Origin of the sequence: Metallosphaera yellowstonensis MK1 (assembly GCF_000243315.1) — an archaeon.
GTDB lineage: Archaea > Thermoproteota > Thermoprotei_A > Sulfolobales > Sulfolobaceae > Metallosphaera > Metallosphaera yellowstonensis.
In genome coordinates, this window is sequence record NZ_JH597768.1 from 397,957 (window position 1) to 410,298 (window position 12,342).

At 45.8% G+C, this 12,342-nt stretch carries 17 protein-coding genes and 3 tRNA genes; 4 read left to right on the plus strand and 16 right to left on the minus strand.

What is annotated here, in order from left to right; all coding sequences use genetic code 11:
* Position 1: 1 nt before the first annotated feature.
* The 6 genes from METMK1DRAFT_RS09680 to METMK1DRAFT_RS09705 all read right to left on the minus strand — a co-directional run bounded on the left by METMK1DRAFT_RS09680 (position 2) and on the right by METMK1DRAFT_RS09705 (position 3,576).
* Entirely contained in the window at positions 2 to 700 is a 699-nt protein-coding gene (locus tag METMK1DRAFT_RS09680; protein WP_009073509.1) for a ribosome assembly factor SBDS, read from the minus strand.
* Positions 701 to 709: 9 nt separating this feature from the next.
* On the minus strand, positions 710 to 1,438 hold the full coding sequence (psmA, locus tag METMK1DRAFT_RS09685) for an archaeal proteasome endopeptidase complex subunit alpha (protein WP_009073511.1): 729 nt from the start codon (positions 1,436 to 1,438) through the stop codon (positions 710 to 712).
* A gap of 103 nt (positions 1,439 to 1,541) precedes the next feature.
* The gene (locus METMK1DRAFT_RS09690; protein ID WP_155812394.1) at positions 1,542 to 1,979 is read right to left on the minus strand and encodes an Rpp14/Pop5 family protein; all 438 of its coding nucleotides are present in this window, start codon (positions 1,977 to 1,979) and stop codon (positions 1,542 to 1,544) included.
* Complete coding sequence (locus METMK1DRAFT_RS09695) at positions 1,954 to 2,505, minus strand: RNase P/RNase MRP subunit p30 (RefSeq protein ID WP_009073516.1); 552 nt, start codon at positions 2,503 to 2,505, stop codon at positions 1,954 to 1,956. The genes METMK1DRAFT_RS09690 and METMK1DRAFT_RS09695 overlap by 26 nt, the downstream gene beginning before the upstream one ends.
* Positions 2,477 to 2,920 carry an RNA-binding domain-containing protein gene (locus METMK1DRAFT_RS09700; RefSeq protein WP_009073518.1) on the minus strand — a complete coding sequence of 148 codons (444 nt, stop codon included), beginning with the start codon at positions 2,918 to 2,920 and terminating at the stop codon, positions 2,477 to 2,479. The genes METMK1DRAFT_RS09695 and METMK1DRAFT_RS09700 overlap by 29 nt, the downstream gene beginning before the upstream one ends.
* Positions 2,921 to 2,925: 5 nt before the next feature.
* Complete coding sequence (locus tag METMK1DRAFT_RS09705; RefSeq protein ID WP_009073520.1) at positions 2,926 to 3,576, minus strand: 50S ribosomal protein L15e; 651 nt, start codon at positions 3,574 to 3,576, stop codon at positions 2,926 to 2,928.
* 74 nt (positions 3,577 to 3,650) lie between these two features.
* On the opposite strand from METMK1DRAFT_RS09705, the gene METMK1DRAFT_RS09710 reads away from it, so the two are divergent.
* Positions 3,651 to 4,853, plus strand: coding sequence for a redox-regulated ATPase YchF (locus METMK1DRAFT_RS09710; RefSeq protein WP_009073522.1), 1,203 nt, complete (start codon positions 3,651 to 3,653; stop codon positions 4,851 to 4,853).
* Here METMK1DRAFT_RS09710 and spn read toward each other — a convergent pair.
* Genes spn through METMK1DRAFT_RS09750 form a run of 8 tightly spaced genes read right to left on the minus strand, consistent with a single transcriptional unit; the run spans position 4,843 to position 9,900 of the window.
* A complete protein-coding gene (gene spn / locus METMK1DRAFT_RS09715; protein WP_009073523.1) occupies positions 4,843 to 6,063 on the minus strand; it encodes a bifunctional sugar-1-phosphate nucleotidylyltransferase/acetyltransferase in 1,221 nt (406 codons plus the stop codon). The genes METMK1DRAFT_RS09710 and spn overlap by 11 nt on opposite strands.
* Positions 6,035 to 6,691 (minus strand): 30S ribosomal protein S3ae, encoded by a 657-nt coding sequence (locus METMK1DRAFT_RS09720; protein WP_048087800.1) that lies wholly within the window; start codon positions 6,689 to 6,691, stop codon positions 6,035 to 6,037. Before METMK1DRAFT_RS09720 ends, spn begins: the two co-directional genes overlap by 29 nt.
* Positions 6,692 to 6,726: 35 nt before the next feature.
* Entirely contained in the window at positions 6,727 to 7,413 is a 687-nt protein-coding gene (trmJ, locus tag METMK1DRAFT_RS09725; RefSeq protein ID WP_009073528.1) for a tRNA (cytidine-2'-O-)-methyltransferase TrmJ, read from the minus strand.
* A complete protein-coding gene (locus METMK1DRAFT_RS09730; protein WP_009073530.1) occupies positions 7,385 to 7,939 on the minus strand; it encodes a HemK2/MTQ2 family protein methyltransferase in 555 nt (184 codons plus the stop codon). Before METMK1DRAFT_RS09730 ends, trmJ begins: the two co-directional genes overlap by 29 nt.
* Positions 7,936 to 8,592: a 16S ribosomal RNA methyltransferase A gene (locus METMK1DRAFT_RS09735; RefSeq protein ID WP_009073532.1), complete on the minus strand. Its 657-nt coding sequence runs from the start codon at positions 8,590 to 8,592 to the stop codon at positions 7,936 to 7,938. Before METMK1DRAFT_RS09735 ends, METMK1DRAFT_RS09730 begins: the two co-directional genes overlap by 4 nt.
* A complete protein-coding gene (locus METMK1DRAFT_RS09740; RefSeq protein ID WP_009073534.1) occupies positions 8,589 to 9,209 on the minus strand; it encodes a DUF655 domain-containing protein in 621 nt (206 codons plus the stop codon). Before METMK1DRAFT_RS09740 ends, METMK1DRAFT_RS09735 begins: the two co-directional genes overlap by 4 nt.
* A 42-nt stretch (positions 9,210 to 9,251) precedes the next feature.
* Positions 9,252 to 9,590, minus strand: a complete 339-nt coding sequence (locus METMK1DRAFT_RS09745; protein WP_009073536.1) for a DNA-directed RNA polymerase subunit F — start codon at positions 9,588 to 9,590, stop codon at positions 9,252 to 9,254.
* A gap of 10 nt (positions 9,591 to 9,600) precedes the next feature.
* Entirely contained in the window at positions 9,601 to 9,900 is a 300-nt protein-coding gene (locus tag METMK1DRAFT_RS09750; RefSeq protein WP_009073538.1) for a 50S ribosomal protein L21e, read from the minus strand.
* A 233-nt stretch (positions 9,901 to 10,133) separates the two neighbouring features.
* On the opposite strand from METMK1DRAFT_RS09750, the gene METMK1DRAFT_RS09755 reads away from it, so the two are divergent.
* From METMK1DRAFT_RS09755 to METMK1DRAFT_RS17765, 3 genes are all read left to right on the plus strand, one after another.
* Positions 10,134 to 10,231 (plus strand) — tRNA-Leu (locus METMK1DRAFT_RS09755).
* Between the two features lie 396 nt (positions 10,232 to 10,627).
* Positions 10,628 to 10,852, plus strand: a complete 225-nt coding sequence (locus METMK1DRAFT_RS09760; RefSeq protein ID WP_009073539.1) for a hypothetical protein — start codon at positions 10,628 to 10,630, stop codon at positions 10,850 to 10,852.
* A 517-nt stretch (positions 10,853 to 11,369) separates the two neighbouring features.
* The gene (locus tag METMK1DRAFT_RS17765) at positions 11,370 to 11,591 is read left to right on the plus strand and encodes a hypothetical protein (RefSeq protein ID WP_155812395.1); all 222 of its coding nucleotides are present in this window, start codon (positions 11,370 to 11,372) and stop codon (positions 11,589 to 11,591) included.
* Between the two features lie 480 nt (positions 11,592 to 12,071).
* Here the strand turns inward: METMK1DRAFT_RS17765 and METMK1DRAFT_RS09770 are convergent.
* Together METMK1DRAFT_RS09770 and METMK1DRAFT_RS09775 are read right to left on the minus strand one after the other, a co-directional pair.
* Positions 12,072 to 12,170: transfer RNA gene (locus tag METMK1DRAFT_RS09770), tRNA-Leu, on the minus strand.
* A gap of 41 nt (positions 12,171 to 12,211) precedes the next feature.
* Positions 12,212 to 12,320: transfer RNA gene (locus tag METMK1DRAFT_RS09775), tRNA-Ser, on the minus strand.
* Positions 12,321 to 12,342: the final 22 nt, after the last annotated feature.

The window sequence follows — 12,342 nt, forward strand, 5'->3', positions numbered from 1 at the left end:
TTCACTTCACTTGAATTACTCTGACCTCTATTTCTCCTTTAGTTATAGAGTTTAACTTATCTATAACATCCTGCTGAGCTCCTGCTGGGATCTCGATTTCGGCTATGAGGGTTCCATCGGCTAACCAATTTGATTTCTTCACGTTCCCCAAAGACTGTAGCTGTTGTCTAACTCTCCCAGCATATTTCTGTGAAACCCTGATTTCCAGTAATGCCTTGGCGATCTTGATTGGAATTATCTTGGTGAGCTCGTGAATGATTTGCAGGGCTTGAGACTCTATATCCTTGTTTATGTCTATTTGAACCTTGGTTTGCTCTAACGCCATCTCTAATCTGGAAGGGGGTATTGGTAAGTTAGTCTTTGGATCTACAGCGTTCCTATGTATGAAATCTATTATCTGCTTTCTCTTATTCTCTAAGATCTCTTTCCTTTGCTCAGCTGTCACTGGTATTTCGCCCTTGAGTATTATCTCCCTTGATATTGCCTCAAAGTCTGTGGTCCCAAAGACCTTCTTAAGAGAAGAAGGAGAAGCCTTTAGGCCCTTCTTAACGTCCTTATATATGGTGTCTGACACAACGATGTCCGATATCGAAATACTCTTTCCCTGTCTTAGGGCCATTGCTTCCTTTGGTTTAACAAGAATTTCAAACCTCTCTCCGTGACTTTCGTACTTGGCCACCACGTAGTCCTTTGGCCCCATATATTTTTATCACCCTAATTTCTGGAGGTAACTCGTCCTCTCCTCTAAACTCATTTTCCTAAATAGTCCTGTGTCCCTCGTGGCATATCCTACTTCGACGTTGCTCGGACTCAGCTTCTCTCCAGGTTTCAGAGTAGCTTTAAGTGAATTGAGTGCTAACATGACTGTTTCCTCGACATTAAGGTCCTCTCTATAGTTCTTCTCTAAGTACTCAGTGGCACTATAGCCTCCCTGACCTATCGCTACAGCCTGATAGGGCATAAACTGCCCACTGGGTTCAGTCATGAAGAGCTTGGTCACTCCTCTGTCGACTCCCCCTACTATGAGGGCCACACCAAAAGGTCTAACTCCTCCGTGCTGAGTGTACATCTGTTTAACGTCCGATATTAACTTAGTGAGGTAGTCTATGCTTATCGGTTCATCGTAGACTAGTCTATGTTGTAGTGAGGAATTCCTGGCATAATCTATTAAGATCCTTCCATCAGACGCCAAACCTGCGAAGCTACAGCCGACATGGTCATCAAGAAGATACACCTTCTCTATACTATCCACATCGAGCAGTTGGGACGCCTTCTTCTTTTCGCCTATAATAACTACTGCACTCTTAGTCTTAACTCCGAGGGTGGTCCATCCCTTCTTAACGGCCTCAAAGGCATAGTCGACTTGATAAAGCGACCCATCTGGGGAAAAGATCGTGATAGCCCTATCGTATCCCATGGCTGCTGGTCCAAAAGCCATTTTTCCTCAGACTATTACGATGGCTACAGGCTAATAAAAGTGTCATAAACGAATCAGATCGTCGCAGAGAACATCATAATACAGTCTGGAGCGGCGTCATCATCTATTGTCTCATGAGGTGTTTGGCCTTTTTTAAACTTCCGGTGGTCCTAACGGGGACTAGAAGAATCTCCTTATCCTCAACGGACTTGACGAAAGGAAGAGCTGCTAAGACTGCCTTATAACCTAGACGGTTAGTGGAGATTATTCCGCTCATCCTTCCCGGATCATAGATCACGACCCTAGGGTTAGATATATCGAGCCAGACCTTACCCAAGAGCTCCTGTAGGGCCATTCTTATCTGTTTTTCCATGTCCTGAACGTTGATGTCATCATGATCCGACAAGACCTTAAATACGATGTACCTTTTTTTGTTCTTTCTCAGGGTTAGTCTAGGAACCTTGGGTTTTAGCTCCTCACTCTTTCTACGAAATGATAGGTAGGTTAGCGTCACAAGCCATACAATTAATAAGATATCAATAATTAGCTGAAGCATTTCTATACAGCTCCAAAGGGAAACTGTATATCCACGTTAGGGCTAACGGTGACGATGCTCCTAAGATTAGCAAATAGTTAAGCTTGGAGATCGGGCTCCAAACTTCAGATATTTTAGAAGGACAGCTCGAGAAAACGGTCTTAAGCCCACGGTTTCCTAACTCTATTGCCCTCCTAACCACTTCGTGCGATGAGGAGCGGAGCCAAACCTCAACAAATTTTCCCTTCCTGACCATAAGTCTGACCAGAGGTCTCTTGTATAGATGGAGATTCGTATTATCGAGCACGATACAACACACTCTTTCATCGTTTATGACCTTGATGAGACTATCCCTAGAGTTAGGTCTGAAGAAGACCAGATGTCCCCTGCTAAAGGCCTTATCTATCTCCCCATGTGGATACTTCTCTGCAGTCAACGTGATCCTACCTATTGTTGCAACAGCTCCCCCTCCCTCGATCAGAAACGATGAATAGCCTATTTTCTTCAGTATGGGGATCAGGGCCTCATTTCGCAGACATGTTTCTACTAACAATCTCCTTCAGTTCCTCCATAAATCTCTCCTTAGATCCCTTAATGCTTATAATTAGCTTGACCACGTCTTCACCGTCCTTTAGAAAGACCCTATTACTCGACAAAAGTGCCTGTTTATCTATCCTGAGATAGATTTTGCTCCCCTCTACTCTGTTGGGCATTGTGGAAATCATGAAAATCAGGTCTGCTACTTCCATCCTCTTGATTATTGCCTTTGTCGCGTTAGTTGCACGCTCTCCTCCTAACTCCACCCTTAGAGCAATTATGGGATCGCCGTAATGACCAGAGAGCTCTTCCTTATGAAATTCGACACCTTGATAAGTTTCCCCTAAAAGGTCAGCAAGGGCCTTCCTTATCTTTTCCTCATCTTCCGTAGCATAGCAGAAGGTCGACACGGACAGTCTCTGTACCTTCATGACACCTACTTTCCTGGTATTCTATCGTAGTTCTGCAGTCTATAATACTTTGAGGCCTCGTGCCTCTTCTTTTGAATTCTCTCCCTCTTCTTCTTCACTATCTTGTAGTGCTGGGTTCCCTTAAGCCCTCTGGATTTAAGCAGGCCTCTAGCCCTCTTCCCTGCTGACGTAAGACCTCTGAATACTCTCCTAGTGTTAGCGGGATCTCTGAGCCACTTGTATGCTGGATCTGACGCTATAACTGGGTGATTGGGATCCACTAAAATTACTTCAAAGTACTTGTATAGTCCGTCCTCTGCGACATAGTAACTACCTAAAACTTGCATATTTGGATATTTCCTTGCAGCCTTTTCTTCAGCTATTAGTTGAAGACTCTTAGCTGGAGAGAACCCGTAGACGCCCATCCTCTTTGGTCTTCTTCCACTGTTGGGTCTAGGTTTCTCCCTCCCTCCCCTAGTAACCTTCACCCTCACAACAATAAATCCTTGTTTAGCCTTGTACCCCAAAGATCTAGCTTTATCTAACCTAGTAGGTTTCTCTATTCTAGTAACAGTATGTTGTTTCCTCCATTCTATTAGCCTGTTTCTCAGTACATCCTTTTTCCAATCCTCACTCCTCCAGGTTTCCGCCATCAGCTGATAGGCAGAAGCGACCATTGTTCACTCATCCCATAATGCTAGAAGCCGACTACTTAAAAAACTGAACGGTGCCTCTATTCAGTGATCAAGTAATGATAAGTGTAGGCCTAATAGGCAAGACAAACGTCGGTAAGAGTACCTTCTTTGCTGCCGCCACCCTAATGGACGTAGAGATAGCGAACAGGCCTTTCGTTACCATCGAGCCTAATGTAGGAATAGCCTACGCCAAGAAGAAATGTGTTCATGTGGAGCTGGGGGTGAAGTGTAATCCGAAGAATTCGCTTTGTATTAAGGACTTCAGGTTCATTCCCGTGAGACTCATAGATGTAGCTGGGTTAATACCTGGAGCACATGAGGGGAGAGGGCTCGGTAACAAATTTCTCGATGACTTGAGGAAAGCTGATGTACTTATCCACGTCATTGACGCTAGTGGATCCACAAACGAGGAAGGACAACCAGTACCTCCAGGAAGTAGGAATCCTGAGGAGGATTTGGCTTTTATTGAGACGGAGCTAGACGAGTGGTTCCTGTCCATAATAAAGAAAGACTGGGAGAAGTTCGCTAGGACCACCGATTTAAGCGGTAAAGATATGGTTGAAGCGCTTCTATCCAAGATGTCTGGAGTTTCCGTTAATAGAAGGCATATAATTAAAGCGCTAAAACTCAGCAGTCTAGAAAACGTAAAATTGATGCATTGGGGAGAAGAGGGTCTTAGGAAGTTTAGCCACACTCTAAGAGTGGTCTCTAAACCGATAGTCATAGCGGCGAACAAGTCCGACTTGCCAGTATCCAGGGACAACATAAAGAGGCTTCAATCCAAGTTTAAACATGTAGTCCCAGTCAGTGCAGAATCGGAGTTGGCCCTCCGCAGAGCCTCTAGGTCAGGAATTATAGATTACGTACCAGGTGAAGCTAACTTCACTATTCTGAAGAGACTTGACGAAAGACAAACGAAGGCGATGAATTACATAAAGACAAACGTATTAGACGTTTATGGCACAACAGGAGTACAGGATGCGCTAAATGAGGCTGTCTTCTCGGCACTAGAGATGATAGCAGTATATCCAGTGGAGGACGAAAGGAAATTCACAAACAGAGACGGGGATGTTCTTCCCGATGTCTTCCTCATGGAGAAGGGTTCTACCCCAAAAGATCTTGCCCTAGCTATCCACACGGATCTAGGTAGAGGTTTCCTTTACGCCATCGACGCCAAAAGGAGGATGAGAGTCGGAGAAGAATACTTACTTCAAGATAACGACGTGATAAAGATAGTGTCGTCCACCGCTAGGCCTTGAAGAGTTCTCCTTTACCCACATCCCTGTTTACTACAGCCCCTGGATATACTCTCGCATATGCGCCTATCTTTACTCCTGGAAGAATTGAAACATTTATCCCAGTCCTGACATGTCCTCCAACCACGGTGCCCATCTTTTTCCTGCCGGTATTTTCTCTCACTCCCTTAACGATCATGTATACTTCCTTTTCATCGAATCTCAGGTTCGCAACTAGAGTTCCGGCCCCGAAATTCACATCTTCACAAATCACGCTATCTCCTATGTAGCTGAGGTGAGGGATCTTGGTATTCTCCATTATCACTGATTCTTTGACCTCCACAAAAGAGCCCACCTTTACATTCTCCACTAATACAGTGTAAGGTCTGACGTAGGAGTTGGGCCCTACAGTAGACCCCCTCCCTATATAGGCTGGACCTTCTATCCTGGTACCTGAGAGTACTTTAGCGCCTTCCTCAACTATTACTTTTCCGACTATTCTCACCCCATCCTCTATTTCGCCCTCTATTTTACCTTTCTCCTTATTCAGAGCCTTCACGTTTGCCTCCAAGAGATCCCAAGGTCTGCCGATATCAACCCAGTCCCCTCGATGTTCAATAACCTTAATTTTCTCCTGTTTCGCCATTTTCATCACAGCGTCGGTTAATTCGTACTCCCCTCTAGGTGAGACTTGAAGCCCATCTACATAAGAGAAGATTGAGGAAGAAAGCTTGTACACACCTCCGTTAATCAAACTTGATGGGGGATTAGGACTCTTCTCCAAAATGGCTTGAAGATAACCTTCTGAGTCCACGAGAAGCGAACCGTACTTTGTGGGATCCTTGACCCAAACACCTAACATTGCATTGCCCTCATGTATAACTAGTTTCTCTAGGGCCTCCCTTTCCACAACCACATCGCCGTATATCACCAACACATCTTCGCTAGAGGGTTTAACGTAGGAAAGAGCGCCTCCGGTTCCCCTTCTCTCTCCCTGTTCTACTATCTCGAGACCCTCGAGCCTTGAAAAGAACTTACCATACTCTTCCCCGCCTTCATCAGACCCTTTAGAAACAACCACGGATATCTTTGCATCATTGATTACATCCTTCACGATCCTAATTGTCCTCTCTATCAAAGAACTTCCTAAAATGGGGACGAAGGGCTTCGGTCTAGTGTGGGTTATAGGTTCTAGTCTCTCTCCTTTACCCGCCGCTAGGAGCACTACCCTCAATAGGCTGCTTTACCTCCTCCGCCTCTTTCTCTGGGATCGAGAGGACTTTAGATTTCTCTATCTCTGCCTTCCTGAGGGGGGCTATCTTTTTGGCCTCGTTAAAAATATCGTTAGCCAGCTTGCCAAATATCATCTCTTGGACGAACTCGTTGAACGTATGGACTTCAGCACTCTTTCTCATCATTTCCTCCATTATTCTCCTTATTTCTGTGGCTTGAGCCCTGTGAACTCTGTACGCTGTGAGGGCCAAACCCTTGACCCTTATAACATAACCGTCCTTCGTAGTTACATCTATAACTTTGTTTATCTTCGAACTCTTCCTCCTAACTAACGATCGCACATAATCCCTCGATAACTCATGTCCAGCAAACCTTGTAAACAGCTTGTCCCCCTCATTCCTACTGACCTTAAAGTAAAGGTGAACATATACCGTGCTAAAGTCTCCAGTTAGATCGTAAAGTGTGGTCTCCACTTTTCTATTCATGGCCTGAGAGGCGTCAAATGCTGGCGTTGATCCTAGGGACACTTCGCCAAAGATTTTGGGAGACAGTATGGTGAACCACTTCTTCATTTTCCACTTATCTCTAATTGCTGATGAGCTTTGCTTGCCGCTGGATTTAGACGACATGTCAAGCAGAGATCTTCTCGAGTCGGTATAAAAACTCATTCCTCCTCATGAATGAGTCTCATATAGGTCTTCCTAAGGAATCTAATCACGGCCCTAGCTTCCTCCTCGTCTTGAATACCCCTGAGTAAGACTCTCCTCAGGGCAACGTACATGTCTAAGTCTCCTTCTGATCTCTTAACGTGCTCATATACGGTCCTGACATACTTTTCTATCAACATAACACTATCCTGAGAGACCTTAGGTCTAGTTTCTTTCCTTCTCAGTTTCCAGAATTCATATAGTAATATCCCAACAGCGTGAGAAAGATTAAGGACGGGATAGTCTGGGGTAGCCGGTATGTGCACTAAAAAATCGGTCATTTCTATTTCTTCTCTAGTGAGCCCCACGCTCTCCCTCCCAAAGACCAAAGCGACATGTCTGTCCCCAAAGGCCTTGGCCGCCTCTTCCGGGGTCACGGACTTCCTTAGCATGTCGCCTTGGGAGTCTGCAATGCTGGAGGTAGAGAGGGAGACGTCTACGCCCTGCAGTGCTTCATTTAAGTTGTTGACTATCTTGGCCTTAGACAGATATTCGAGACCTTTTGCAGAGAAGTTCTTTGCCTGTTCCAAATCGCACTTAGGCCTAACTATGTAGAGTTCCTTTACGTCAAAGTTTCTACAGAGACGCGCAATAAAACCTACGTTATATTCTCCTTCAGGTTCCACGAGAACTACTCTTATCAACTAACTCCACCGCCTTCAGTACCTCGTAACCCTTTACTAATTCCCTTGAGTTCGTCACTTCCAATCTCCTACTCTTGATCGTGGTTAAAAGAGCATCTTCATCAGTGAAACTGGAATAGACGAGGTAAATTCGTTTAGCCTCAATTTGGCTCAAGAACCTCTCCATTTCCACTACACCACCCGCACCCCCAGACCAACTGTAGCCTATCCATTCCTGCTTTTCGTCTACAGGGAGATATGGGGGATTAAAAATGGCAACGTCAAATCTTACTTTCCTAATGCAACTTAACAGGTCACAGTTAATCACATTGACGTGAACGTTATTTAGGTTGGAAGAACAGAGAGTAGCTACCGAGGCGAAGGGATTAATGTCTACAGAAATGGTTTGACCGCCCATCTTTGCGGCCAAGATTCCGAGAATCCCAGTCCCGGATCCAACATCTATCACTCTCTCGCCAGGAACTACTCTCAGGATGGAAGCTAACAGTTCTGAATCCTCGGCTGGTTCATAGACCTGGTCGCTCATACAGAGTTTAACCCCAAGGAATTCAGTAACTCTCCAACCATTTGAGGCTTGAAGTCTCTGATCCTCCTCGTCTCTGTGGAGACCAATCCGCAGAGTTCACCAGCCCTCCTAACAGTCTTGTTCCTGTACCTTGATATACATTTCAGTTTTTCGTTAATAATAGAGTCAAATGGTCTAACCCTCTCCAAGATTAATAGGGAGGAGAGAACTTTGGGGGGAGGCTTAAATGATGAGGGAGGTATCAGGAATTCTCTTCTAATGGAATAATAATAGTTAAGCAAAAAAGAGATGTACGTGGGGTATTCCATAACCTTCCTCGTAAAGTCCTCCTGAAGGACTAAGACCAACCTCTTCACGCCATCAAGTTTCACTATCTCTTCAAAAAAGTCGAAAGTTATGGAGTAAGGTAAGGATGAGACTACCTGCCCCCTAACTACCGGCATCCTCCTTCCATCTCCATGAATTGGGTTATAATTTCCTAGGTATACCAGTAATCTAGGATCGATCTCAATGCATATATCAGGGTTTATCACCTCGCTCAGAAAGCCTTTACCGCATCCTACCTCTATTATGGGTCTGATCTTCTTGTCTATAAGGAGAGATATCTTCTCGGCTACTTCTTGATCTACTAAAAAGTTCTGGGAGAACCTCATGTACTCTGCTTGATCTTATCAAGATAGCCTATATATTTCTGGTCCGCAGTTTTCTTATCGGTTTCAGAGGGATATACGAAAAGGAAGTACTTGTCCTCCCTCTTTATCTCAATGATAATCCTTTGGACTATAATTTCCTTCACATCCTTGAGGCCTACCCTCTCCTCTATTTCCTTGAAACTCGTGAAAGGCTTCTTTTTCCTCTCCTCTATTATGCTCCACGCGGTTTTCTTCCCTATGTTTGGGAGAAGCTCGAGGGCATGGAGCTTTAGTGTGAGAGAGTCAGCTTTATTGAAGAAATCCACAAAGAATTTTTCTTTTTCACTCACTATTTTATTAAGTACCCTGAGCAAGGTATCTCTAGCTACTGTAGTGAGATCCTCGTAGTTGATGAGAACGTCCACTTTCAGGGAAGTGGGATCGGAGTCCCTATCCACTCTCTCTTCCAATTGAAAGAGTTCTCTATAAGGATATGCTTCCATCAAAATGAAGTGATCCTCCCCTATGAGCTGTAATAGGGGCTTATTTCTATGCCACGAATGCCTATCCAGAGGATTCCCATCCTTCAGATAGTCCAGCACATACACGAACCTCTCTCTGGGCCCTCTCTTACTCATAGTGCCACAATGATGATTGTGTTTTTAACTTATTAAAAACAACTAGTTATTCTTGTACCTTTTCACTGCCTCTATAATTTTTTGTACCTCCTCCTGAGTCAGGTTCCTTCCCTCCAAAATAGAGATCGCCCTAACTTCGTCTGGCGTTTCTGGACAGAGGCTACTGATCATTGCCTTCACTTCAGGCTTCTGAATTATGGAAGAGATCTCCTCCATGAGCTTTATAGCGTTCTCTGCACTGCACTTCTCCAAGGAATTAAGATACTCGAAGGTCTTCTGAAGCACTGAGGAAGATATACCCGAAGATATCACTTCTCCAAGAATCTTTTTTGCGACAGAATATGGGACGAACTCCTCCTCTATTACCTGAATGGAAGGCATAAAAATCACTTTACGCCAGGACGGGGGCTAAGTGTTCTGGTCTGATGACGAGTATCTTCTCTTTGTCACCTAGCTTTACCTTCACCTCGTATGACTTGCCTCTTACACCCAAAATAACTCCTGTCTTTCCTTGATATCTCCTGTGTGGCATGCCGCTGTGAACAGATGGGTTAATTTTTATCGATACCTTGTCTCCTTCTCTGTATTCCCTCATGAGTTTGCTCAGCGATGGGACGGCACCTCTCTCTCTGGGAGATTTCCTTAATATCTTCCTACCTCTAGTCCTATTGCCCTTAGAATGTGTAACCATAACAAATCCACGCTATTGTGAACTGTTCATTAATTAAATTTTCCGTCTCTATTTCAGACAGGGAGTAACTTGGTTGGGATGATCTACCCCGACCTCACGGACTGCGCTTTCTACTTCCTAGCTCCGCACAGACTCCACTTAATGCAGGATATAGGGAGTATCCATTCCATGGATAGTCGCGTCTTGAAGTCCCATTAAGATAAACCTATAAGGTGGCTTTCGAAGATTTACGTGCGGGGGTGCCCGAGCCTGGTCAAAGGGGGCGGACTTAAGATCTGGATAGGAGATCCGCTGGTGTAGACCTGCGCGGGTTCGAATCCCGTCCCCCGCACCTCCAGCACTATAGTATCTTGTCTATACAGTTATCTTGCGTGGGGGGTTAAGGAGGTTGAAATCCCGCATCGTGGGGGGAATGGATAACGCCGGAATCTTTTAATCGATTTTCTCCTCTCGCAATAGTTAATGAATATCATAGGTGACAGACCTCCTCCCTGACGATAGACCCAAAATCTCTCTCCTAAAAATATTTGATCTGGAATTTCAATTGTGAACAAACGGGGGGTTGAAGACGGGGGAGGTGTCGTTTTACTCATGAACAGAACGGGGGGGGGGTAATATGATCGATCCCCCGCCGAGAACTTCGGTGTTACTGCAGGTAAGATAGAGTCTTACCTGAACTTTCTGGGAAGGCGAGGGAGGTGGCTGGGCTCTGATCTCGCCCCAGACCGTGAGGAACTACGCGGGGAAGGTTGTGGCCGAAGAGATGCTGAGGAGGACTAGGGAGGTGAGAGTGAGACTGCGTGGGGTCAAGGAGGTCCAAGTGTCACTGGACTGGACGGGCGTGAAGTTCTGGGTAAGTACGTGGAGAGCCTCAGGGGCTGGGAGAACTGCGTCCCTGGAACTACGCCACGACCGTGACCAGGTGAGGAGAGAGACCTGCTGGCTGTGGTGAGACACGTGGGGAGGCGAGGGAGGGTGAGGTCACTCATGGAACGATCCTCTCCCTGGAGGTCAGACTCGTGATCCTAGACGCCGGGTTCTACAGCATCGAGATACTTCACCACGTCTTAGTTAACTAAGTCCTCGTAGTCCTAGTCGGGGATGTGAAGGTCTACCGCGAGACTGTAACTCTTTTACGTAACTACCCGTTATTTTTAATTTTATAAATATCGTTTTGATTTGAGTTATGTTTATATGGTATTGCCATTGAGTACTTTATTGATGATCTCCCTAACTGATGACGGGCACTGCTCACGAGGTTTGGGGGGGGTGAAAAATCGGATGGGAGGGTATTGAAGTTTCCCTGGACTAGCCCCAATGATCTGGGGGTGACCGTGTATGATCCCTTAAGAGGGGTGCCCGTGGCGGAATTAAAAGTAATTAAGTAATTAAAAATAAGGAGAAGTTACGCCACGGGTAAACACTGAGAGTACACGACCAAGGGCGGGAGGCATGAGGCGGAGGAGCAGGTGAGCTCCAGGCTCCTGGTCCACGGCCGTCCCGTGGAGAGGAAAACCCGAGTGGCCAGGGCCACCGACCTCCCTTGGGAGGTCCTCAAGCTCCACGGCGAGGTCAGGACCACCACAGACCTCCTAAGAATCAGGGCCTTCCCGCCCCTCATGAGTTTCGCCAAGTGGCGCTTCAGGTTCCTCACCTTCACGCTTGCATGCCCTCCTGCTCTGTCCTCGTGACCTTCAAGGGCGTGTGGGCATTCTAATTCCTCGTGACCTCACTTTTCATTAAGCAGTAGTTATGGGATTTCTCGTTAGGTGTAGCCTTGAAGTCAAGGCAAAATCTAATACAGCAGTTATCAGATTTTACCTTGATTACAGGGCGCTAACTAAGGAAAAATCCCACAACTGCGGTCTAATAACTGCTGCATTAAGAAGATAACAGATCATCTGGGCATCCATGGGGTTGAATTATCAGAATTATTTCGATTTAATTCTGACTTATTTTAGAGAAGTGATTTTGGGTCTACCACAGGGAGGCGAGGTTTTCCGCTCCTTTGAACCCATTCTTTTATAAAGAACGACTAAGAGTTTTTAACGGATTTAGCGAAAGTGGTTCACCCGATAGATGTTAATTCGACCAGTACGATAGTGGGAAAAGAAATCGTCTCGTGGCAATTCTCTCTAAATCGAGACATGGCCTTATAGATAGTGTATTAATGCGGGGGGCGGGACTTGAACCCGCGCAGGCCTACGCCAGTAGGGATCTCACTTGAGGTCCTGAGCCTACCCCCTTTGACCATGCTCGGGCACCCCCGCACAAGTAATCATCCTTTATGACCTTAAAAAGCTAAAGTGCGCGCCGGGGACGGGATTCGAACCCGCGTGCCCCATAGGGGCAGTAGGTCGCTCACCGTTTCGCTGGAAAGGTCTCGAGCCTACCCCCTTGGTCCGCTCGGGCACCCCGGCAGTAATAAGTTGAGCTTAGAGC